The sequence below is a fragment of the Paenibacillus odorifer genome (genome assembly GCF_000758725.1).
In the GTDB taxonomy this organism is placed as follows: domain Bacteria; phylum Bacillota; class Bacilli; order Paenibacillales; family Paenibacillaceae; genus Paenibacillus_AQ; species Paenibacillus_AQ odorifer.
The window spans coordinates 1,997,220-2,021,781 of record NZ_CP009428.1 but is presented as its reverse complement, the minus strand read 5'-3'; the positions used below and the strand labels follow the sequence as shown (position 1 = coordinate 2,021,781).

The following is a 24,562-nucleotide window of genomic DNA, read 5'->3' as shown; positions in this document are numbered from 1 at the left end:
CCTTATTGAGATGCACTGTTATTCAAATCTTTGATTTGTTGTACAGCTTTGTCCATTGCTGCTTTTGGATCCCCATTTTTATCCCAAATTTCTGGAAGGGCAGCATTTACTGGACTCCATACGTTACCCATTTCAGGGATAGAAGGCATCGGTTGGGAGTTCTTAGCTTGTTCTGCAAAAACGGACACATAAGGATCGCTAGAGATCTGTGGATCAAGAAGCGCCTCGTTGTTTGTAGGAACCGAACCAATCGTTTTGTTCAGTAACAGCTGAGCGTCTTTGCTTGAAGCAAAATTCGCATACAATTTAGCAGCATTCGGATATTGAGTAAACGAGTTAACTGCGAAAATTTTAATACCAGAGAATGTAATTGCTGTTTTGCCATTCACTGTAGGGATTGGAGCAATACCAAGGTTGTCACCAAGAGCTTCTTTGTATCCTCCAAGCTCCCATGGACCTGTGATATCCATAGCTACATCACCAGAGTTGAACAAGCTGCGTTTGATATCACTGTTGATATCACCACTCTTAATTGGCAATGCTTCCTTCAATTTCACAAATTCTTTAAGTCCTGCAATTGCGCCATCGTTAGCAAGACCGATATCATCTTTATCCGTACCATCCTTACCGAAGAGGTATCCGCCATCGGATGCGATAAACATGTAGTTGAAGTACACGTTTCCTACTTCCCACATAATTCCATATCTATTTTTCGATTTATCCGTGAATGTTTTGCTGAATGCAAGAACATCATCGAATGATTTAGGTGCTTCTTTAACAAGCGATTTATTGTAGAACAATGCATAAGTTTCTGCTGCTCTTGGGTAACCATACAATTCGCCTTCGTACGAAGATCCGATAATCGAAGCTTCAGTATTGTTAGCTTTTGTTTCTTCACCGAAGACATCGTTAGGAAGAACCAAGCTCGCGCTTGCCGCTTTACCTAAGTTATCGTGAGGGATAAGAATAACGTCTGCCGCTAATCCTGAAGGACCATCTTGAGTAAGCTTAGTTACTTGATCCGGGGGTGCCAATTCTTCAACCTTGACTGGAACGTTATATTTTGCTGTGAACTGTTTAGCAATCTCATCTGCAAAAGGTCTTTCTTCTTTACTTTCCCATACCACTAGAGTTGCGCCATCTTCAGGTACGATTTCATCTGTTACTGCTGCATCTGTGCTCTCTGGCGCTGCAGTCTCTGTAGTAGCGTTGTTAGTAGCTTTTGCTGCGTTGTTGCCCCCGTTATTCGTACTGTTGTTGTTCGAACCGCATGCTGTAACGGACAGAGCCATTGAGAAAGCTGCGGTGATAACCATCATTTTTTTCAATTTCATTACTTTAACCCCTCCCAATTTTTAAAAACGTAAGATGGAAAATAGTAGTGCTGCAATCTGCGCAAACGATTTCAGAAAGGCTAAAAAAAAAGTTCTTCTTTTAGCTTGCTCCTTCTGTATCTGCATTTCACAGGTACGAAAGCGCTTCATTCATGAGTACATCATACAACAGTAACGATTGTTTTTAAAAACGTTTGCATATACTGTATTGGGTCATTTTCCATTAATTGATATACATTATAGGCATATATCTCCATTTTTCACATGATATCTTTTAATTAGTCGATAATTCATGTGTTTAATATTGGAATATCTATTTTATTTGCCCCTAATATGCCACATTTTCTCTATTTCAAGAGATTTCTCATAAATTAACGTTCACAATGCTCGTTTACTTTAGTGAAATTTAGTGCAATGGTTTGAACAAGAGTATTGAAAGCCCTTTTATTCCATGCTATAATCCAAAACGTTAAGAGGCTGTCCAGCATGAAGCACAACATCTCTTGTCTGCCTCCTGTTCTATACAATTAAAAGGCAATGTTACTTATCAAAGGTACAACCTCGGGCAAGCTATTTCGCGGTGGCTGTGCCTCTTTGTTATGTGCTACTCTGCTACTGATTTAGTGCATGTTGCATAAAAAACTGTGCAACCAATAACAATAGCGACATTCTACATTCCACGCGCTCTGTGGAGTATCGTCCGGGAATAGTTTATGCTTTCGATGCGGTTTTGCCGAAGTGTCCGAGGAAGTAGCGCTAACAAAACTTAGCCTATGCTTTCGATGTGGTTTTGCCGAAGTGTTCGAGGAAGTAACGCTAACAAAACTTAGCCTATGCTTTCGATGTGGTTTTGCCGAAGTGTTCGAGGAAGTAACGCTAACAAAACTTTAGGAGGATTTATCATGTTACTGGAAGCAGTGTATCATCGTCCGCGGTTAAATTGGTCTTATGCCTATAATGAAAGTACGATTCACCTGCGTCTACGCGCTAAAAAAGGGGATTTAACCGAAGTGTTCGCCTTTGCTGGAGATAAATATGCTTGGGATACCACAAAAGAGCTAATTCCCATGACCCTCTTCACCTCCGATGCTATGTTTGACTATTGGGAATGTGCTTCAGTACCTCTCTACCGCCGCTTGAAATACGGCTTCTTACTTCAAAAAGATAACGAACGAATTTGGATGACCGAAAGTGACTTTCAAACGGTGCGGCCGGAAAACCCAAACAAGCTGTTCGAATTCCCCTTCATTAACCGCGTTGATGTATTTGCTCCGCCTGCCTGGGTAAAGGACGCTGTTTTTTATCAGATCTTCCCAGAACGCTTTGCAAATGGTGACCCGAGCCTTGATCCGGAAAATGTTCAGCCATGGGGCTCCGAACCAACACCAACCAATTTTTTTGGCGGCGACCTGCAAGGGGTTATTGATCATTTAGATCATCTTAACGAGCTTGGGATCACTGCTATTTATTTCACACCTATCTTTGATGCAACTACTAATCACAAATACGATACAGAAGACTATATGAAAGTCGATCCGCATTTTGGAGATATTGAGACTTTAAAAAAGCTCGTCGATAGCTGCCATAAACGTGGGATTCGTGTCCTGCTAGATGCCGTATTCAATCATTCTGGCAGAACCTTTGCCCCTTTTGTGGATGTTCAAGAAAAAGGAGAGGCTTCCGCCTTTAAAGATTGGTTCCATATTCGCAAGTTTCCACTTCAAATTGAAAACGGTGTCCCTACTTATGACACCTTTGCTTTTGAACCGCTAATGCCAAAGCTAAACACAGAACATCCTGAAGTTAAACAATACTTACTGAAAGTCGCAGAATACTGGATCAAAGAAGTTGGGATCGATGGCTGGCGTCTGGACGTTGCCAATGAAGTGGATCATGATTTCTGGCGGGAATTCCGCAAGGTGGTTAAACGTGCTAATCCTGAGGCTTACATATTGGGAGAAATCTGGCATGAATCTGCACCTTGGCTAGAAGGCGATAAATTTGATGCCGTTATGAACTATCCTTTCACTGACGCTGTCCTTGACTTCTTTGTGCATGGCACTCTTGATGCTGAAGAATTCGCTAATTCCATTGGCAAACAGTTATCGCGCTATCCGCTGCAGGCAAGTGAAGTTGCTTTTAATCTGCTGGACAGCCACGATACTCCACGACTGCTTACGCTGGCTGCTGGAGACAAAAACAAGATGCGATTAGCAGCACTGTTCCAATTCACCTTTATGGGCACTCCCTGCATCTATTACGGTGACGAGATCGGCATGGACGGTGAAGGTGACCCTGGTTGCCGCAAATGCATGGAGTGGAACCCTGAAAAGCAGGATCGTGAGCTCTTCGAGTTCTATCGTCAGCTTATTCAAATACGCAACGATCACCCTGCTCTCCGCACAGGTACATTTACCTTCCTTGAGGCAGGACAACAAGGCAGCAAGCTAGCCTATGAGCGCCGGCTGGATCTGCAGACAATTGTCGTACTAATCAACAGTGAAGAGACCGCTCAGACCTTCCGTATTGACGTAGACGAGCGGGATTGGGAGAACTTGTTTACAGGCGAAACACTGCGCACAGAACGCAGCAAGCTGAACGTGAAGATGCCAGCCTATGGATTCGCAATCCTAAAGGCAATCATCTAAAAGACTTCTTTTCTTCCCACTGCTCAGCCATATAGCATAACAAAACAGGGTATCTCGCAAGCGATAATCGCTTCGGGATACCCTGTTTTCTTTTGGAGAATACTAAAATGCTAACCGCTGCTCTAACTAAAGGGTGCCAGAGTTCAGCACACCTTAGTTTAGCCTACTTGCTCAGCAGCGTATAAATAACCTGTGCGCTTTCTGCGCGGGTCATCCATGCTTTTGGAGCGAATCGATTGTTCTCTCGGCCTTGCAGGAGTCCTAAGTCTGCTGCAGTCTTCACATAAGCTTCCGCCCACTTGCTAATACTTGAAGCGTCAGTAAATGCCGTAGAGGCTGCTACAGGTTCAAGCTTCTTACCAGACTTCACTTCAAGTGCGCGGATCGCCATAACAGCCATTTCCTCACGGGTAATTGATGCATTCGGCGCAAAAATATTATTACTCCGTCCACTAACAATACCCAGCTTAGCAGCTGTGGCTACATATGAGGCATACCATGCATCTGACCTGATGTCAGTAAACAGGACCTGCCCTTCCGCTTTTAAGCCAAGTGCACGTACTAGTAGTGCTGTAAATTCCGCACGGCTAACATTACTTTTCGGATCAAACTCAGAGGTAGTAACCCCTGACACAATTTGTTTGGCGGCAAGTGATTGAATCGCCTTAAATGCCCAATAGGTTGCAGGAACATCTTTGAACGACTTATCGATTTCAAGCACAGCATACTTACTGAAGTGTGTGACTTGTGCCGTGATCACCTCTCCATTCAGCTGTCCTCCCACGTACTCTAACCCGCCATTATCACTTAAATAATAGATTCCGATTAAGTCTTTGTTGAATTGCCCTTTAATCTTAAATGAGATCGTAATCGGCTCATCGAACTGCTTAATTACAATCCGAGTACCGTCTTTCATCAGCACGCTAAGTCTGAATTCAAATACATCGGAAAGAGAGCTAGCATGAGCACTATCATTGTTTAAACCGTCTACTATGGCTTTCGCAGCAGACTGCGCCAGTGGCTTCAGTTCAAGCAAGATTTGGGCACCTACCCCATCAATACCTGAAGCTAAACTTGGCATTGTACTTAAAAGCTGGCTAGGGATAGTAACTAACAGATCTCCCATTTTAAATACAAGATCATTAGTTCCTAGTATTTGTGCAGCTTGTAAAGGTAAGCGTACCGCTGTCTTACCGGCAGCAACATCAATTTGCACCTTGCCTTCTTTACCATTCTTCAAGCTATCCTCATTCACAACCTGAGTATCCGCTGGCGGTGTAGGGCTAGGGTTAACAACAACTCCAGAGGTTGGTGCCGCTGTGGCTTCTGGCGTTGGTGTCACCTCAGGCGACGGTGTTACTTCTGGTGCCGATGTTGGCGTCGATGTTGGCGTCGACGTTGGTGTTGGCGTTGGTGTTGGTGTCGGTGTTGGTGTTGGTGTCGGCGTTGGTGTTGGTGTTGGTGTCGGCGTTGGTGTTGGTGTCGACGTTGGTGTTGGTGTTGGTGTTGGTGTCGGCGTTGGTGTTGGTGTCGACGTTGGTGTCGGTGTTGGTGTCGGTATAACATCCGATACCTCAGCCAAAATAACCGTACCTCCATCATCTCTACCTGGCAGATCAATATTTACCTTTTGATCCTCGGAAACCATGTATGTTTTACCGCTGTATTCATCGGTTACCGATGAATTAGCAGCAAACGGTACTGGAATCGTTACAGAACTCTCACTAGTTTTAGTATTGATTACCGTCACTACGTTCTCATCTTCATAAGATTTGTTGAAAGCCAAATAACCTGAATCATCTGAACCTGCGAGCTTCGTGCGCGCACCTTTGGAATACACTTTGGAGTACTTCGCACGGATATTCAACAGCTTTTGATAATGGTCATGTAGTGGCTTCTCTGCCGTCAATTGATCCCAAGGCATATCCTTACGGTTCTCACTGAATTGACCTTCAGACATATTTCCAGCATTGCTGCCTGAATTACCCAGTTCTTCTCCGTAGTATATTACTGGCTGTCCTTTGGCGGTAATTTGCAGAGCTGCAGCAATCTTCAGCTTGCCTTTATCGCCTCCCACATAATCAGACAAGAAACCATTCTCATCATGACTGCTCAGGAATTGAGCCATCATCTTCGTATTGTCGATCTTCAATTCACGTTCCTGCAGATAAGCATCCACACTGTTTACCTTACCATTTGCAAAATCTCTGGCTGCATCTTTAAATCCAAAATCAAGCAGCCCATCCATCTGGCTAGTTTCGAGCATTCCACCATTGTTATCAATGGTTCCACCGAAGTATTCGCCGGTCATTTTGAAGTTTGGATCCATCGCTGTCAGTGCATTTTTAAAGGCTTTCCAAGTCGTATCGTCCACGTGTTTGACCGTATCCACACGGAAATAATCAATCGTGTCTCCACGTTCCGTACGTGCGTTGTCTAACCAGCCTGTTTGCCAAGCGATAATTTTTTCACGAACGGCTGGATCTTCCGTTTTGAAATCTGGCAGGAAGGCAAGTTCACCCTTAATTGGATCTGTATCTGCGGATACACCATCCGTGCGCAGCATCCCTTCGAAACGTGCTTTATCCTCAGCTGTAATTGTCGGATAGGTATCCTCAGCTTTCAGACCGTAACCCGTATGATTGAGTACAACGTCAACCATGATCTTGATCCCTTTGTCATGCGCCTTTTCGATCAGCTCCTTGAAGGTGGCCATATCGCCAAGATGCTCGTCGAGCTTGGTGAAATCTTTTGCCCAATACCCATGGTATCCATATTGTTCGCTGCCAAAGTCAACGCCTTTGTTAAAATCAATATTATCTACGATTGGCGTGATCCATAACGTGTTAATTCCTAGCTCTTGCAAATAATCGAGATTGTCGATCATCCCCCGGAAATCTCCACCATGATAAGCTTCCAGATGATTTTTATTCACATTCTCATTATTCGTTGGGTCACCGTCTTTAAATCGGTCTGTAAGCGCGAAATAAATTCGAGCCTCATCCCAATCAAAATCCAGCTTATCCCCTGTATAGGTTCTTGCTTTTACCTCAAGTGTAGCCTTTTCCTTATGTGCATTGCCGTATTGGTCTACGAGCGTAATCGGAATATCCTTGATGCCCGCTGACACCGTGTCTTCCACAGCAACCGTTTGTTTCAAGAGTTCCGTATCCAGCTTAACTTTGCTAGGGCCCCCAAGATTAGTTAAATCCATATATGCTTCAGAGTAAGTTACTTCTTCCGAAGAGGAAGCGTGGATGGTTACAACAGCATTCTGATTGGATGTGACTGCCTCTGGACTTACGGATGTCGCAATCTTAACGACAGGTTGATGATAATCAATAACAGATTCATCATTCACCGTATTCTTTGGATCTGTAATTTCGGTAGTGACGCCGTCTTTTGTAATCAAGAAAGTATATTTATACATACCTTCTTTTAAATCAGCCAGTGTGTAAGTGAACCACTCGTTAGCCGGATCATAGATCATTGGATACGAAGTGCCGTTCACTTTTACTTTAGCAGCTGTTATTGCGTCCATATTTCCATTACGGAACAAAGCGTCGTCGCGGTATCTGAAAGTAATCGTTCCATCTTTTAAAATAGGGCCGCTAATACTTGGTTTGATATCAAGCTCTTTAACCATACTGGTTACATACACCTTAGTGAACGGTTCACCAGGGGTCAACGGAATAACACGATCGTCTGGGTAGTCTAGTTTCCCCGTGTTCCAATCCGTACCTTTGCGCAGGACAAATCCAACGCTTGTTGCATTCTCCGCAACCTCAATCAGAACGCTCGCTGTGCCATTCTTAAAGGTTGTGAAATCAATCTGGTCATTTTTAGCTCCAGTGTTCCAAACCCAGATATTCCAATCCTTATAGTCCTTATCGCTACGGGTATAAGTGAATTGAACATATCGTTTGTCAGTAACATTAACAGTGACGGTTGTAGAAATACCTTCATAAGAAATAGTAAGGGTTGCCGTTCCTAGCCCAACCGCTTTGACTAGACCTTTATCAGTTACTGTAGCTACTTCAGGTTTATTGGAGAGGTAAGTAGCCTTCTTAGTAACATTACTTCTGCTATTGTCATCATATTTCGCAAAAACAGCGGTTTGATGCGTATTTCCAGCTGCCAGCGTGTAGCTTGCACTATCTGTTTCCAAAGAGTTCAGCGTAACTGGTGCAGCTTCCTTTTGAATAATCACGGCCGTCAAAGGCTCTAGTGTAATTGAATTTGCTGTCAAAATAAAACCTGACTGCTGTGCAGCCGGTATCGCTGTAACACCAGCTTCATCGTTGTCCACAAGCACCTGACCGCCCGTCAAATCCTCAGATAAGGTCAGTTTTCTAGTTGTGCTGTCACCATTCATGAAGACATAATAGATGCCAGTGCCATCTGTTGCTTTGTTGGAATAGCCGATGACAAGATCGTTATCCTTCATTTCTGGAGCAGGGATCAGGTTAATGTTAGAGTCAACCAAATCCTTATCGCCCAATCGGAAGGCATCCGTTGATTTTCTCAGCTCCATCAGACCCGACGTATATTTTCTTGTCGTGTTCTGTACTGGGAACTTAGATTCATCTGTTGCTTTGGTCCAATCAAACATGTTAACTGCATCCGATGAATCGTAAGAATCATGAATGAAATAGCCGAACGATTGGTTGTTATTGTCGAACATCTCTGTGAATTTATCCTCAGGATCCGTTGTGCCCTTCCACTGCTTAGTCCGCCCATATTCCTGACCGGCATGGATAAAGGCTGTACCTTGAGAAGTTAATACGAGCATATTTCCTAATCTGATCCGCTGCTGAATTTCAAGCTCATTCTCAGCGATATCCGGATCCTTCTTGATCGATTGTGCTATGACATCATGAAGTGTCAGATTATCATGAGCTTCGATATATGGGACGATATCACCCGGATCATCTGCTGGTGTATTCGAAGGTTGAGCTTTGATATTGTCCAGGATTGTAGCGATCGGACGTGCTCCACCTGTAATAAATCTAGGCTGACCTTCGGAACCATAACCAGACTTCAATTCATTACGGAATTCATCGGAGAAAACACCGACACTATCCGTTTTATCCATCCAATCCTGATCTGCACCTTGCCCAGCGAGAGAAGGATCAGCCGCGGCGCCGCCGAATGTTCTCCAGCCTTCACCAATAAAGAGTGCCTTCGGATTCACTGCTGCTGCGGCATCATAAGCATGCTGAACAGCATCAGCTGTCGCATCGCCCATCATATCCCAGCGCATTCCATCAATCTTGTACTCTTCAAACCAGTATTTTACCGAATCAACCATCAGCTTCTCAGCCATTTTATGGTTGGTGGCTAAATTGTTGCCGAACCCCCCGATAAAGTTACCGTTTGCATCTTGGAAGGCATAGTAATTAGGTACGATGTCGTTTAAAAATTCTTTTTTAGCCATATGAGTATACACTACGTCCAGAATGACACCCATTCCAGCTTCATGCACGGCATCAATCAAACCTTTTAATTCTTTAATCCGCTCTTCTGGATCGGCAGGGTTCTGTGAATAGGCCCCGTCCGGTGAAAAATAGCTGTGAGGATCATAACCCCAGTTGTATTCATTGTTTTTTGCGGAATAATCCGGCTCTCTAGTCCCCATCTTCGTCTCATCCCCGTAATACCAAGCCATCACAGGAAGCAACTGAACATGCGTTACACCAAGAGATTTAATATAATCAAGTTTCTTTTCAAAAGCGCTATAAGAACCCCATCTTTCCCCACTCAGACTATCCTCGATCGATACATCCGATGTAAAATCTCTCACGTGGACTTCGTAGATGATGGCGTCCTCACGTTTTTCGTAGCCTTTTATATCAGCATACCCAAAGGTATCTGGGTTCGTCTGGCTTAAATCAACAATAGCCGCTTTGCCCACTGTATCCACGCCAGCACCAGCAGCACCTGTGGTATCCACAGTAAATACCGCCATTGATTTAGCATAAGGATCAAGAACCTTATGGGTTACACCGTCATTCGTTACTTCGTATTGATAAAAGAAGCCCCTTACATCTGTTGCCGTTGTGCCTGTCAAATCAGCTGGCTTCAGCTGGACTGACCAAACCCCTTGCTCGCCGAGCGTTAAAGCAACACTGCCCACTTGCACGTTAGAGTCATTCTTATCGTAAAGATTCACAACGACCGAGCTTGCTTTAGGTGCCCATAATTTCAATGTGGCTGTTTTGTCAGCATTATACGTAGCTCCAAGATCGTCTCCTGTATAGTTGTACATTTCATCAAGCATTCTCCAGCCACTTGCGGCTGAGACCGTTTTACCTGAATAGGTAACGCTAAGCGGAACTTTTTTCAGATCAAATGCTTCTGTATCCACTTCGATTGAAGTTTTGCTTGTAAGGGTTACAGCAGTAATCGGGATTGCAGCACCCTCTTTATCCTTAACTGTAATTGCTGTCTTTAAGGCTGCTGGATCCAAACCGTCAGTCAGTGTGAAGCCGAGAAGGATTTTGCTCGTCGACAGCACCTCTGCGGATACTAAGCCAATAGGTGTCTCACCAAACGGAGAAACATAAACATTGTTGTCTCCTTCTTTAACCCATAGCTGATTGTATCGATCCAGCAGGCTAAAGGTTTTATTGTCACCGTCCTTATCACCGTTCGAAGGTTTCATCACAATAAAGCCGATTTTCTTCGCATTCTCAATAAGCGGAACATCAACATATGCACCATAACGATCTGTTTGATCTGCTACAAAAGGAGTAGCTCCAGACGGCCAATTTTCGGATGGGGCTACGACGTCATCCCACAGCCACAGTCCATATTGATCATGATTTGTATCAGCTCTGGTATAGTGAATTCGCACTGTATTAGGAGCAAGTGTAACTGGTTCATACGGTGTTACATCATTTGAACCCTGCTTGATCCAAATTTCATTCGCCTCAGGCGTGTTAATGGCAAAGAGTTTATCCCCTTCATCCTTGGCCTGAGTGACTCGGTTTACCACAAGGAACGAAATTTTCTTAGCTCCATCCTTCACTGGCACGTCAACATAAGCACCATAAGAATCGATTTGCCCTTCAGGAAATGGAGTTGCACCTGTAGGCCAATTTGCGGAAGGGGATTGAGCATCATCCCATGTCCATAATCCCTGATTTTCATAGTCACCAGCTGTCCGATTGTAGTGAATACGGATGTGTCCAGCCGGAACAGGAGTAACCTCAACAGGTTCAGAAGGAATTTTATATTCTGCTGTCACACTGCCATCCAGTGGATTAAATTTAAAGGTAACCAGAAGATCTGAAGGAAGACTCAGATTATTAGCAGTTTCGGGATACAATTGATCCCCGGCTTCACCGTCTCCTGGAACAGAAACTTGGTAGGTGTAATCTCCCTTAGGAAGGGTAGCCACCGTACTGTAAACATCATCAAAATCAGGATCAGATAATACGGTAAGTGCTTCTGCCGGCAGGTTTCCTGTCAATCTTGGTAGTTTAGCGGAAGCAATCGGTGTGTAATACGTGGAATCAGCTATTTTATGAGTTAAGTCATTATAATAAAAGGTTACGGCAGTCTCTGTTTCCAGCTTGATATGGATATTCTCCCCATCATTTGTTCCCTGAGGATTGGTGTAACTTGTGAATCCATAGTTCTCGTCCCATAAATCATTAAGAGTAACCTTGTAGTTATATTCTCCTGCCGGCAGAGTGCCTGTAAAAGAATATAGGCCATTATCTGAATAGGTCATTTGGGTAACTACTGATGTCTCATCCCAATCCTTACCCGGCGTTTCCGCACCTGTCGATGTAAATTTAGACTGCAGATCCCCAACCAATACAACCTTCGTCGTTGCTGCTGTAACATTAACAGGATGTAGTCCAAGACCAGAGAACACGAGAGCAATAATCATAAAGATCGCAAATGCCCTCTTCCCCCATAAAGTTATTTTCATTTTTGCAAAACCTCCCATAATTATGAATTCCCTTTTTGCAAGCGGATACATGATTTCACAAACCCCACCAATTTATGAGATTATAAATCATGCTATTCCTTCTAAAGTTGGAGAAGGTCTATATGTATGGCTCGTCAAGCCAATTCAACGCTGTCACCATCCTTTTATCAAAGTAAAAGCTTGATACATCATGTCGAAATTAGTGCAATCGTTTGCAAAAAGCTATGCACAAACACTAGTCCATAAAACCCATTCGTTAGTGCAACTGGTTCAACCTAAAAACGCCCAATGAAAACGCTTGCTGTATTTTGATTTACATACTAATGCCGAATTTGCGGTATTGTCAACCAGTATTTTCTAAAATAAAAGCTCAATTTAAAGCCGCAATAAAAACGAAACTTGTTCTTCCCTTCCTTTCAGCTAAGTTCTTGCATCATTTAAGCCATACGTTTGCATTCAGCGAATACTCTTTTCGCAAAATCCAGACCGCATTTATACATATTAAGATCAAAATTCCCGAATCATTCATACTTTTTTGGTGAAAAGCAACAATATTACATTGAAATTTCTTGTGTTCCTTCCAAAAGTAGCAATTTCCCCCTTTTGAATGACTTTATCTATTTACAATTTAGAACTCTTAGATTAATATTACTGTGTAAAGCAAACGGTTCCATAAGGAGGTTTCAATGACAGTTACCATTAAGGATGTGGCCAAGAAAGCGGGAGTATCTCCCTCCACGGTATCCCGGGTATTGTCCAACCATCCCAGAATCAGCCTGGAAACTTCCCGCAAAGTTAAAGCTATTATGGAGGATATGGGCTATACCCCTAACATGATGGCTAAGAGCTTGGTGTCGAAAACTACTAACAGCATCTGCTTCAGTCTTCCTAAACCTGCTGAAGAGCTGTTCTCTAATCTATTTTTTATGGAATTAATTCGCGGGATCGTTACACAAGCCAGCCGTTCCGGTTACGATGTGTTAATAAGCTCCGGAGCGAACGAGAAAGAAGAACTGGAAGCCGTTTCACGACTTCTGAAGGGTCGCCGTGTTGACGGCGTTATTCTGCTTTACTCTCGTACGGATGATGCCGTTATTGATTTTCTAGAGAGCAACGATTATCCATTCGTGCTTGTTGGCCGAAGTGATAAATATGAGAATATTTTATCAGTCGATAATGATAATGTGATGGCAGCGTACGATGCTACGAACCACCTCATTTCCATGGGGCATAAACGTATTGGCTTCGTAAGTGGACCACCTAATCTAATCGTTTCTCGTGACCGTCTCGCCGGATATCGTAAAGCATTGCAGAATAGCGGTTTAGAAATGCGGGATGAATGGATTGTAGAAGGTGAATTTCTACAGGATAGCGGCTATAGAGCGATGTCCTTTTTCATGAATTTGCCGAATCGCCCCACTGCGCTGGTAGCGGTGGATGACATGGTATCGTTCGGAATTTTGCGCGGGTTGAATGAACTGAAATACAAGGTTCCAGACGATCTCGCCATTGTAAGCTTTAACAATATTCCATTATCTGAATTATCTAGTCCTCCGATCAGCAGTATTGATATAGGAATTTATCATCTTGGCTACACCGCATCACAAGTACTTATCCAAAATATCAAGAGTCCGGATAACGGTTCAGGTCATACCAACCGATTTGTTATTCCCCATCGTCTGATCGTGAGAGAGTCATCCATGCACTCTCTGGCAAAGCATAAAACCGAATGAATAAGTGAAGCGTTTAACCGCTTCATTTATTTTTTGAAAATCTGTACAAACGTTTGCGCTAAATCATACAATACTTATTGATCCAGTTCTTTATGGGTGATTTCTAGGATCTTAGGTTAGGATAAACTTACACATCTTAATCAAAGTTTAAACGGTTTAATAAGATTCTAATACGGCATCCGCTGGATCACGACGCTGTCAAAACTTTTAGGAGGTACTACAATGTCGGAAATTAAAGCCTGCTTGTTCGACTTGGACGGAGTAATCGTCGATACAGCAAAATACCATTATATTGCTTGGAAAGAGCTTGCAGATGGACTGGGGTTTCTATTCACAGAACAAGATAACGAACGCCTTAAGGGAGTCAGCAGAACGGCTTCACTAAATATTTTGCTGGAAATCGGCGGACTAACGATTGACGAAGAAGAGAAAGCTAAGCTTGCGGAACAGAAAAATAATCGTTATGTCGAATATATTGCGAAAATGGACAGTTCTGAGATTCTGCCAGGTGCGCTTGATTTCCTAAAAGAGTGCCGTGCGAATGGCATCAAAGTTGCTCTCGGTTCTGCCAGCAAAAACGCTATGACGATCTTGAATAATACCGGATTAACCCCTTACTTTGATGCAATCATCGACGGCACACACACTAGTGCTGCTAAACCAGATCCGGAAGTGTTCCTATTAGGAGCCAAAGCACTGGATGCCGCACCTGAACATTGTGTAGTCTTCGAAGATGCAGAAGCGGGAATTGAGGCCGCTACCCGGGCCGGTATGTTCAGTGTTGGCATTGGTTCGCCGGAAACCCTGAGTGCAGCGAATATTGTTGTCCCATCGCTTGCTCATATGAGTGTGTCCCTGCTCAAAGAATCTTTTGCATAAGTTTATTGAACATAATTAACTCAAATAGTACTGATTTGAGTTGTTGTGGACATTCCAACCAAAGATTAAATGAACTAATAATTAATCGTTAGCCTTCTGGTGATGAAGTGACGGAGAGGAATTTTGGAACTATAGAAGCATAACGTTCGCCTTTATAATCAGATTTCATCCGCAAAATGTGATCGAAAGTCCAAAGATTCCGCGCAGTCACTTATATATCACCGGAAGTTTAACAAGGGATTTGTTCATTTTATATATCCCCCTAACATATTTAAAGGAGCGGTTATCGTGAAACAATATTTAACAATTGATGAATGGTCCATTATTGAGGAATCCTTTGATCCACAGACGCAAGAAATTTCTGAAAGCGTATTTAGTCTTGGTAACGGATTTATGGGTGGCCGGGCCAATTTCGAAGAGCAATATAGCGGTAACAGCCTGCAAGGCAGCTACATGGCTGGCGTCTACTACCCTGACAAAACACGTGTCGGCTGGTGGAAAAACGGCTATCCTGAATATTTTGCCAAAGTACTTAACAGCACGAACTGGATCGGTATTAACATTGAAATCGAGGGTACCCCCCTTGATCTGGCAAAGTGCACCGTTTCCGAATTCCGCCGGGTACTTAATATGAAAGAAGGAACGCTCTCCCGTAGCTTCACTGCCACACTCGAAGATGGTAAGGAAGTTAAAGTAGAAAGTATCCGGTTCGTAAGCATGACTCGTCAAGAAATCGGCGCGATTCGCTATTCCATCATTCCTGTCAATTTCTCAGGCAAGATTACGATTACTCCTTATCTTGATGGTGATGTGAAGAACAAGGATTCCAACTATGACGAGAAATTCTGGAATGAAGTTGAGAAACAAGCGGGACCTGATCATGGACATCTCACCCTAAAGACTAAGAAACTCGACTTCCATGTCACCTCTGCTATGGCTTTTGATATCCTTGTCAATGGTGAAAAGGTAACTGCCGAAGCAGAAGTCATCGAACAAGAGAAATATGTAGCCAGCAAACTGGACGTAACCGCACAAGCGGGCAATCAAATCGTCATTTATAAATATGTAGCCAATGTTACTTCTCGGAATCACGGTCTGGGACAATTGGTCGACGCCGCCCAAACTGCTCTGCAAGCTGCTAAGGAAGCTGGGTTCGTAACCCTTTTGACTGAACAAATTGAAGCTTGGAGAGAAAAATGGAAAGAAAGCGACATCATTATTGAAGGTGACGTTTCGGCTCAGCAAGCGATTCGCTTTAATATTTTCCAACTCAATCAAACCTATAATGGTGAAGATGACCGCCTGAACATTGGGCCTAAAGGCTTTACCGGTGAAAAATACGGCGGCAGCACCTACTGGGATACAGAGGCGTATTGCGTTCCCTTCTATCTCAGTACGGCGGACTCCTCCATTGCCCGCAATTTGTTGATCTACCGTTACAAGCACTTAGAGAAAGCTAAAGAAAATGCCCGTAAGCTTGGATTCAAAAAAGGTGCGCTGTACCCAATGGTTACTATGAACGGTGAAGAATGCCACAACGAGTGGGAAATTACATTTGAAGAAATTCACCGGAACGGTGCCATTGCCTACGCCATTTACAACTATGTGAACTACACCGGAGACAAAGCTTATCTGGGACAATATGGCCTTGAGGTTCTCGTGGAAATCTCCCGCTTCTGGGAAGAACGTGTTCACTACGCATCACGTAAAGACAAATACGTAATGCTCGGCGTAACGGGCCCGAATGAATACGAGAATAACGTTAATAATAACTGGTATACAAACCGTATGGCTTCGTGGACTATGGAATACACCATGGAAGCACTGGCATACTTGCAAGAGAATGAGCCTGCTCGTTATGCAGAGCTAGTTGACAAACTAGGGCTGCAAGAGAGCGAAACTACAAAATGGAAAGACATCATTGCTAAGATGTATTATCCTGCGGATGAAGAGCTGGGTATCTTCTTACAACAAGATGGCTTCCTGGACAAAGAGATCATTCAAGTCAAAGATCTGGAACGTGAGCATCTGCCACTTAACCAAAAATGGTCATGGGACCGTATCCTGCGTTCTTGCTTCATTAAACAAGCAGACGTTCTGCAGGGATTATATTTCCTGGGTGACCGTTACGATCTGGATACAAAAAAACGCAACTTCGACTTTTATGAACCGATCACTGTTCATGAGTCCTCCCTTTCCCCTTGTATCCACTCCATTCTAGCCAGTGAGCTGGGATATAAGGATAAGGCCTATGAAATGTACTTGCGTACTTCAAGACTGGATCTTGATAACTATAACAATGATACAGAAGACGGGTTGCACAGCACTAGCATGGCTGGTACTTGGATGTCGATTGTACATGGTTTCGGCGGACTCCGCGTACATGACGGCAGACTGACACTGAGCCCATCTAACCCAGGTCACTGGACTGCTTACTCTTTTAAAATTATGTTCCGCGGCTCCCGTCTGAAAGTAAGCGTTACGGATGCACAAGTTACTGTTACGAATGAAACTGATATCCCTGCTTCTATTACTATCTACGACAAAGAATATACCGTAAACGGACTAAGCAGCATCACTGCTGATAGCAATTCCGTCACAGTATAAAACTTACACCCAAGAGACCCTTGAAGCTTAAAGCTTTTGGGGTCTCTTTATTTTTTAGGAAGCTAACTTATAAAAGGAGTGATTATGAATGAACAGAACCTTTTGGAAAGAAGCCGTTGTCTACCAAATCTATCCCCGCAGCTTTCAAGATAGCAATGGTGACGGGATTGGAGATCTGCAAGGAATCATTTCACGTCTGGATTATTTGCAAAAGCTAGGTGTCGACGTAGTTTGGCTGTCACCTGTCTATAAATCGCCAAATGACGATAACGGTTATGACATCAGCGATTATCAAGATATTATGGATGAGTTCGGCACATTGCAGGATTGGGAAGAATTACTGACTGGATTGCACGCCCGTGGCATAAAACTGATGATGGACCTTGTAATCAATCATTCCTCAGATGAGCATCCTTGGTTCGTAGAATCCCGTTCTTCAAAAGATAATCCATATCGTGATTACTACATTTGGCGTCCGGGTGGACCAGATGGTGAGCGCCCCAACAATTGGAGTTCTGTATTCAGCGGCCCGGCTTGGGAACTGGATGAAACTACTGGTGAATACTATCTGCATCTGTTTTCGCGCAAGCAACCGGATCTCAACTGGGAGAATCCGCAGCTGCGTGAGGAGTTATACAAGATGATCACCTTCTGGCTCGACAAGGGTGTGGATGGTCTACGAATGGATGTAATCAATATGATTTCCAAAGTGGAAGGTCTCCCTTCCTCCCATAGAGACGGCCTCGCTCCCGGGGAACTTGCCTGGGGTGGCGAATATTATATGAATGGACCACGTGTTCATGAGTTTTTACATGAAATGAATGACAAAGTGTTATCCAACTATAACATTATGACTGTCGGCGAAACTCCTGGCGCTACAGTTGAAGATGCCATCCTTTACACGGACGAGGAACGCAAAGAGCTGCAAATGGTGTTCCAGTTCGAGCATATGGATGTGGACTCGGGTCCTGACGGCAAATGGGACGTAGCCCCGTGGACGTTGTCGAAGCTGCGCGATATTCTTCATAAATGGCAAGTGGGTCTGGCGGATAAGGGTTGGAATAGTCTTTATCTTAACAATCATGACCAGCCACGTATGGTCTCAAGATTCGGGGATGACGGTAAGTATCGCGTGATCTCTGCCAAAATGCTCGCTACCTTACTGCACACGCTGAAAGGGACGCCCTATATTTATCAAGGCGAAGAAATCGGGATGACCAATGTAAAATTCACAGCCATTGAACATTATAAAGACATAGAAATCCTCAATATGTATCGCGAAAAGGTTACCGAAGGCGGCGCTGATCCTAGCAGCGTTCTAAACGCTATTCATATCAAAGGCCGTGATAATGCGCGCACTCCGATGCAATGGGATGATTCTGCGAATGCCGGCTTTACTGAAGGGGAGCCGTGGCTCAAAGTTAATCCGAACTACAAGGAAATTAACGTGGAGCAGGCGCTGGCTGATTCGGATTCTATCTTTTATTATTACCAAAGGCTGCTTGCTTTGCGCAAAAAAAATCCGATCATGGCTTATGGCGAATACAAGCTACTTTTGCCAGAGCATGAGGACATATATGCCTATACGCGTACTCTGGATGACGAGAAGTGGCTGGTGCTGCTCAATTTCAATGAGGTTCCACAGACTGTTGATCTTTCCGCAGAGCTAAGTAAGGCTACGGAACTTATTATTGGAAATTACCCTGATGATGCACCCACACGGGAATTATTACGACCTTATGAAGCAAGAGTGTATCGATTGAAAGACTAACTTTGTCTATCTTCCTGAGTTATACTATTTAGGATGATTTTTTATGAGATTATCCTTCTGCCTGCTACCTGTCATTAGAGAGCACGGAATAACAGGATTTTGCAAATGCAGCCTGATAGTATGAACTTAAAGGGAGATGACGGACTTGGAATGGCTTATCCGCATGAAAGAAGCTTTAGATTATATGGAGAGCAAGATGGAGGAATCTGTGACGATTGAAGAAATCGCCAAGGTTGCTTACTCCTCCCCCTTTCATTTCCAGCGCATGTTCAATATGCTTACCGGAGTATCTATTAAAGACTATATCCGTAAGCGCAGATTAACTCTGGCTGCACAGGAGCTTGCTATTTCTAAAGTTAAAGTGCTAGATGTTGCACTGAAATACGGATATGACTCGCCCGAGTCGTTTGCCAAAGCATTCCGCAAGGCACATGGAATTACTCCTTCTGCTGCGCGGGAGTCAGGGGTACAGCTCAAGGCTTTCCCTAGACTCTCCTTCCATCTATCACTGAAGGGAGATAAAGAAATGGACTACAGAATTGAGAAAAGAGACGCCTTTAATGTTATCGGACTAGTAGAGGAAATGACAACGAAAGATGGGGAGAATCTGCGCCGCATCCCTCAGTTGTGGATAGAAGCTAATGAAAATGGTACGTCGGATAAGCTGATTGAGCTCGGTGGAGATAAGGATTTATTAGGCATCTGCTCTGACATGAACCATGATAAAGAAACCTTCTCCTATTGGATCGCTGTCGAAGCTACTCCAGAGACTGATGCACAGGGCTTTGCTTCTACAACAATCCCAGCTGCAAGTTGGGCTGTGTTCACCTCAGTAGGGCCGATGCCTGATGCTATCCAGCAGGTATGGGCACGCATTTTCCAAGAGTGGTTCCCTTCCACAGGCTACGAGCATACAGGCGGGCCTGAGTTTGAGCTATATCTTCCGGGGAGACCAGACGCAGAGGACTATCGCTGTGAGATATGGATCCCTGTTACGAAAAAAGAATAGAACTAGAAAGACTATCGAAACCTCGATAGTCTTTTTTCTTGTGATTGCCTACTATTTCATTTTGAGAATTGGCATAGTCTTGGTATAATAAATAGATTATATAGTTCTATAATGATTATTGATTATTGTCATCCGAATTATCGGTGAAGGAGAATTTCATGTCTACTGTAAAAATATTTTCAGACAGCACTTCCGATTTACCTCAAAACTGGAAGGATACTTATGACATCGGCATCGTTCCTCTTTATGTAGTATTTGAAGAAGGTACCTACAAAGATGGTGAAGATATTACACCCGAGGAAGTGTATCGCCGTGTAGCCGCTAGTGGAGTATTGCCGAAAACGGCAGCACCTTCGCCAGCAGATTTCATTGCTGCATTTCAACCCGTGATTAGTAGCGGACAAGATATTGTATATATCAGTCTCTCCTCCTCACTATCCTCTACATATCAGAATGCACTTTTGGCTGCCGGGGAATTTCCTGAGGGACGCGTACAGGTCATAGATTCGCAAACCTTGTGCGGAGGCATTGCCCTCCTTGTTATGAAGGCTGTCAGAGCTGCTGAAAAAGGCCACACTGCCGTAGAGATTGCAGCCATGCTGGAGCACAGCCGCAACCTTGTGGAAACTGAATTCGTTGTGGATACGCTAGATTACTTATATATGGGTGGACGCTGTTCAGGCATGCAGAACTTCATCGGTAGTCTACTCAAAATCCGTCCTGTTCTTAGACTGGTAGATGGAAGCATCATACCTACTAGCAAAATCCGTGGCAAAAAGGAAAAAGCTGTGGAACAAATGCTCCAGAACGCTTTGGTTCACATCGATCGAATGGATAAAGAGTTGCTCATCGTTGTCCATACCTTGGCGGAAGAAGATGCACTCTATCTGGAGTCAGCACTACGAGAGAAAACTCAAGTTAATGAAATAGCAATTCTCCATGCTGGTTGTGTAATTGGCAGCCATTGTGGGCCGCATACTGTAGGTCTCATGTATATGCTTCAGGACTAATAACACACAAATCTCCGGCCATTGCTTCTTAAGCAAATGGACCGGAGATTTGTGTGTAACCCCCCTAGTTTGAAGTTACTTCCAGCTCTATATCTTCTGCTCTGCAAGGCAGCATAAAACGAAACGTAGAACCTTGATTCTCTTCACTTTCTACAAAGATCGTCCCACCCATCAGCTCAACGAGCTGCTTGCAAATCGCCAGTCCCAAACCTGTGCCTCCATATTTACGGTTTATGGACGGATGCAGCTGTGAGAAAGATTGAAACAACAGATTGAGTTTGTTACCGGCAATTCCTACACCTGTATCCCGCACTGAAAATTCCAACAAAAATTCTTGTTCATCAGATAGTGGAATGTTCTTCACCGATAGGGTCACGCTCCCACGTTCAGTGAATTTCAGCGCATTGCCAACCAGATTCACAACAATCTGTCGCAACCGGATCGGATCAGCAATGATTATGGTTGGAACGCTAGTATCCATCCACCACCGTAATGCCAGCTTCTTCTCTTCCGCTTTCGGTGCAAATAAATCTATGACGTCTGAGATCATCTCGCGGAGATCAAACTTCTCGGATTGCAGTGACATTTTACCTGCTTCCATCTTGCTGAAATCAAGAATGTCATTCAAGATCTGTAATAACGTATAACTACTGCTGCGTAAAATCTCGGCATAACCTCGCTGCTCTTCTCCAAGCTCAGTATCCAACAAAAGATCAGCCATTCCGATCATCCCGTTCATCGGCGTCCGAATTTCATGGCTCATCATCATTAAGAAATCAGATTTGGCTTGCGCTGCCTGCTCTGCTGATTCTTTGGCACGAATGATTTCTCGCTCATTCGTAATATCACTGAAGGCAATAACCGCACCTGCGATCAGCCCTTCATCAATAAGAGGTGCCACCCGGTAATTAACAAAAAAACTGGTGCCATCCTTACGCCAGAAGATCTCATCATCTTTTTTACGGATGATTCCATCCTCTATCGTAAGACTAATCTGGCAATCAGGCGTCGAATAGCGCGAACCGTCACCTTGGATATGATGGATATAATCCATAAGCTTCAGACCCATCAATTCTGTAGGTTGATAGCCTAGCATATCTGCTGCCTCACGGTTAATAAAAAGAGTTCGCCCCGTTGTATCGAGCACAAAGATTCCCGCAGAGACAGAATTCAGAATGAGACTCGATTGTTGATCCTTCACAGCTACTATTGAGGTATCTTTGGAGCTTACCTCCGCTTCTCCCTTGGCAGGTATTTCAGTGTCCAAGGTGTCTGCCAATTCATCCAACCAGTCTTGTAACAATTCCGCATGTAAAAGAGCGCTTCCGTTAGCTACTTTGGTAATCGCGAATACCCCGGCGATCCCTTCTTCCGTTCTGATCGGTAAAAGTTTAACGCCTACGCAATTCGAGCCTTTTTTGGGATTCTCTAAATCTTGTAGCTCAAAGCTTGAGGAGTTCCCCTGCAGAGCAGCCTCAAAACTAGCAATATTGCCAAGTTTTTTTCTCTTTGCTGATATCGGACTTGTATTTTGAAACTGCGCTTCTGCGCCGGAGCCTAGATGGAACGTTAGGTTGGTTCCTACGCAGCGACCTTGTCTATCCAGAACGAATATCAAATCAGGATGATGGTCATATAACGATTTATAAGCGCTCTCTTCCGAAAGCAACCGTCTCAGAATGGACGTCCAGTCTTTATCCACAGTTCACATCCCCTCAGGCTCTCTCATCCATTATCATTACCCCTAAACGGGCAATGTTCATCTAAAATTTAAAATATATTTCATATCTATTATATCAAAATTACGGAAATCAGTCGTAGATAAACGTCAAATCCCCCCTTTATAACCCCAATCACGATGCTTTTTCATCGTTACAAAAGGGTTATAAAAGGGGGGAATTCCGAATCTATTAGGCGATATCTTTATGTTCAATGTTGCGAATGGCCATATAGGCAATGGCTGCTCCTAGCAAACCAAGTGAGATCGACACCGCCGCTAAATTACCTAAACGCGCTTGATCAAATCCCCCAGAAATTAGGGAGGTAACTAACACAGCTGAGACGATGGTGGCTGGGACTGATTTTTTCTTCATCCCAAAGTACAATGGAATTAGAGCGATACCCGCGGCATAAAATGCGTTTGCGCCTAACTTAATCAGCTCTGATGTGATTACATGAAGGGTCAGTTCACCCGGAATTAGCCCTGCAAAGGAATTGAATCCTATTAGGATAGCGCCGACTACAATGTCTGCCACGATAATGGCAACAAATGTGAAGGCGAACACTATCAATATTTTCGCAGTCATTAGCTTTTTACGTGAGATAGGATACATGAAGAGAAGAGTAATGGTGTTGTTCTTATACTCATCAATCACCAGCTTGCTAATAATAACCGAAGCGAAAATAATATAAGCAGCCTTTACAAAAACGAACACACCCTCAAACAACTTTGCATAAGAAGCAAACGACGGTTCGCTCTCATTTTGATCAACGAATAAAACCATAATCATAAAAGCAAGAATCGCAAGATTAACGATTGCAGCACCTGTAAGAAGCGTTTTTAGCTTATTCTTCCGAATCTCCAAAGATATTAATTTAAGCAATGCTTTCACCCCCAATCAATTGCAGAAAATGATCTTCCAGCGTATGTTGTTTTTTGCTGATACTCTCAATTTCCACATCTGCTAGCACTAACGCCTTATTCAGATCACGCTGTGAGATTCCATCGTCATATATTCTTACTGTAATATGGTCCAGCACTTTGAAATTATTAAGCCCAAGCTTATGCTCCAACACATACACTGCTTTATTAATCTCGTTCGTAACCACTTCGATATATTCAGTATTTTGGCCACGAATGGAATCCATCGCCACTTCTTCTACCAGAGCACCCTGCCGGATCACACCGATCGTATCAGCAATCTGCTCTATTTCCCCCAGAATATGACTAGATACAAGTAACGTCATTCCATATTCACGGCTAAGCATCCGGAACACTTCACGCATCTCCTTGATTCCCACAGGATCTAACCCGTTAATCGGCTCATCCAAAATGAGCAGCTCAGGTTTCGTCATGAAGGCTCTGGCAATACCCAGTCGTTGCTTCATCCCAAGTGAAAATTGCTTCACCGGCTTTTTATCGACACCTGTGAGCTTTACGAGCTCCAGCGCTTCACCAATCGCTTGCGGATCATAATAGCCCATGTACTCTCCGTGCAAAATCAGATTTTCCTTGGCTGTCAATTTATCATAAAACACGGGATATTCAATGATGCAGCCCATCCGCTTCAGCATTTCGTAAGAATGTTCAGTCATTTTTTCATTAAAAAATTCAATTTCTCCACTCGTAGGTTTAACGAGGTTCGTGACCATTTTCATCACGGTAGTTTTGCCAGCACCATTAGGTCCAAGAAACCCGTAAATTTCACCTTGCTTAATATTCATATTCACATTGCTTACGACTTCTTTACCTTGATAGGTTTTCGTTAAATTTCTTGTCCGAAGTATTGTAGTCAATTCCGCGCTCCCCTTTGTTTTCGTCTCGTCTTCCTTAGTTCTTATTGTACACAGCAGAATTTTCTTTTTTATTACTCGTTTCTTACGAAAATCTTAAGCTGCGCACAATTCTA

Annotated in this window: 12 protein-coding genes; 7 read left to right on the top strand and 5 right to left on the bottom strand. The window is 43.6% G+C overall.

The window, feature by feature from the left end:
- Positions 1-2: 2 nt before the first annotated feature.
- Entirely contained in the window at positions 3-1,334 is a 1,332-nt protein-coding gene (locus PODO_RS08460) for a sugar ABC transporter substrate-binding protein (RefSeq protein ID WP_036684378.1), read from the bottom strand.
- Positions 1,335-2,236: 902 nt separating this feature from the next.
- Between PODO_RS08460 and PODO_RS08455 the strand changes: the two genes are divergently transcribed.
- Entirely contained in the window at positions 2,237-3,982 is a 1,746-nt protein-coding gene (locus PODO_RS08455; protein ID WP_036684381.1) for an alpha-glycosidase, read from the top strand.
- A 163-nt stretch (positions 3,983-4,145) separates the two neighbouring features.
- On the opposite strand, the gene PODO_RS29940 is transcribed toward PODO_RS08455, so the two are convergent.
- Positions 4,146-11,924 carry a pullulanase gene (locus tag PODO_RS29940; protein WP_080742441.1) on the bottom strand — a complete coding sequence of 2,593 codons (7,779 nt, stop codon included), beginning with the start codon at positions 11,922-11,924 and terminating at the stop codon, positions 4,146-4,148.
- Between the two features lie 686 nt (positions 11,925-12,610).
- On the opposite strand from PODO_RS29940, the gene PODO_RS08445 reads away from it, so the two are divergent.
- The 6 genes from PODO_RS08445 (at position 12,611) to PODO_RS08420 (ending at position 20,933) form a co-directional block, all read left to right on the top strand.
- Positions 12,611-13,657, top strand: coding sequence for a LacI family DNA-binding transcriptional regulator (locus PODO_RS08445; protein ID WP_036684387.1), 1,047 nt, complete (start codon positions 12,611-12,613; stop codon positions 13,655-13,657).
- Positions 13,658-13,879: 222 nt separating this feature from the next.
- Complete coding sequence (pgmB, locus tag PODO_RS08440) at positions 13,880-14,536, top strand: beta-phosphoglucomutase (protein ID WP_036684390.1); 657 nt, start codon at positions 13,880-13,882, stop codon at positions 14,534-14,536.
- Between the two features lie 288 nt (positions 14,537-14,824).
- Positions 14,825-17,143, top strand: coding sequence for a glycoside hydrolase family 65 protein (locus tag PODO_RS08435; RefSeq protein WP_038569575.1), 2,319 nt, complete (start codon positions 14,825-14,827; stop codon positions 17,141-17,143).
- Positions 17,144-17,231: 88 nt separating this feature from the next.
- Positions 17,232-18,914, top strand: a complete 1,683-nt coding sequence (locus PODO_RS08430) for a glycoside hydrolase family 13 protein (RefSeq protein WP_038569574.1) — start codon at positions 17,232-17,234, stop codon at positions 18,912-18,914.
- Between the two features lie 145 nt (positions 18,915-19,059).
- A complete protein-coding gene (locus PODO_RS08425; RefSeq protein ID WP_170914210.1) occupies positions 19,060-19,923 on the top strand; it encodes an AraC family transcriptional regulator in 864 nt (287 codons plus the stop codon).
- A 158-nt stretch (positions 19,924-20,081) separates the two neighbouring features.
- Positions 20,082-20,933 (top strand): DegV family protein, encoded by an 852-nt coding sequence (locus tag PODO_RS08420; RefSeq protein ID WP_038569572.1) that lies wholly within the window; start codon positions 20,082-20,084, stop codon positions 20,931-20,933.
- Positions 20,934-20,997: 64 nt separating this feature from the next.
- On the opposite strand, the gene PODO_RS08415 is transcribed toward PODO_RS08420, so the two are convergent.
- The 3 genes from PODO_RS08415 to PODO_RS08405 all read right to left on the bottom strand — a co-directional run bounded on the left by PODO_RS08415 (position 20,998) and on the right by PODO_RS08405 (position 24,449).
- Positions 20,998-22,635 carry an ATP-binding protein gene (locus PODO_RS08415; protein ID WP_051491336.1) on the bottom strand — a complete coding sequence of 546 codons (1,638 nt, stop codon included), beginning with the start codon at positions 22,633-22,635 and terminating at the stop codon, positions 20,998-21,000.
- 208 nt (positions 22,636-22,843) lie between these two features.
- Positions 22,844-23,545 (bottom strand): ABC transporter permease, encoded by a 702-nt coding sequence (locus tag PODO_RS08410; RefSeq protein WP_244886446.1) that lies wholly within the window; start codon positions 23,543-23,545, stop codon positions 22,844-22,846.
- Positions 23,529-24,449: an ABC transporter ATP-binding protein gene (locus PODO_RS08405; RefSeq protein WP_036684408.1), complete on the bottom strand. Its 921-nt coding sequence runs from the start codon at positions 24,447-24,449 to the stop codon at positions 23,529-23,531. The genes PODO_RS08410 and PODO_RS08405 overlap by 17 nt, the downstream gene beginning before the upstream one ends.
- Between the last annotated feature and the right edge of the window lie 113 nt (positions 24,450-24,562).

What these genes read in the sequence shown, in the direction of transcription:
- PODO_RS08455 (WP_036684381.1), top strand. Translation starts at nt 2,237, where the DNA reads ATGTTACTGGAAGCAGTGTATCATCGTCCGCGGTTAAATTGGTCTTAT.
- PODO_RS08445 (WP_036684387.1), top strand. Translation starts at nt 12,611, where the DNA reads ATGACAGTTACCATTAAGGATGTGGCCAAGAAAGCGGGAGTATCTCCC.
- PODO_RS29940 (WP_080742441.1), bottom strand. Translation starts at nt 11,924, where the DNA reads ATGAAAATAACTTTATGGGGGAAGAGGGCATTTGCGATCTTTATGATT.
- pgmB (WP_036684390.1), top strand. Translation starts at nt 13,880, where the DNA reads ATGTCGGAAATTAAAGCCTGCTTGTTCGACTTGGACGGAGTAATCGTC.
- PODO_RS08420 (WP_038569572.1), top strand. Translation starts at nt 20,082, where the DNA reads ATGTCTACTGTAAAAATATTTTCAGACAGCACTTCCGATTTACCTCAA.
- PODO_RS08430 (WP_038569574.1), top strand. Translation starts at nt 17,232, where the DNA reads ATGAACAGAACCTTTTGGAAAGAAGCCGTTGTCTACCAAATCTATCCC.
- PODO_RS08460 (WP_036684378.1), bottom strand. Translation starts at nt 1,334, where the DNA reads ATGAAATTGAAAAAAATGATGGTTATCACCGCAGCTTTCTCAATGGCT.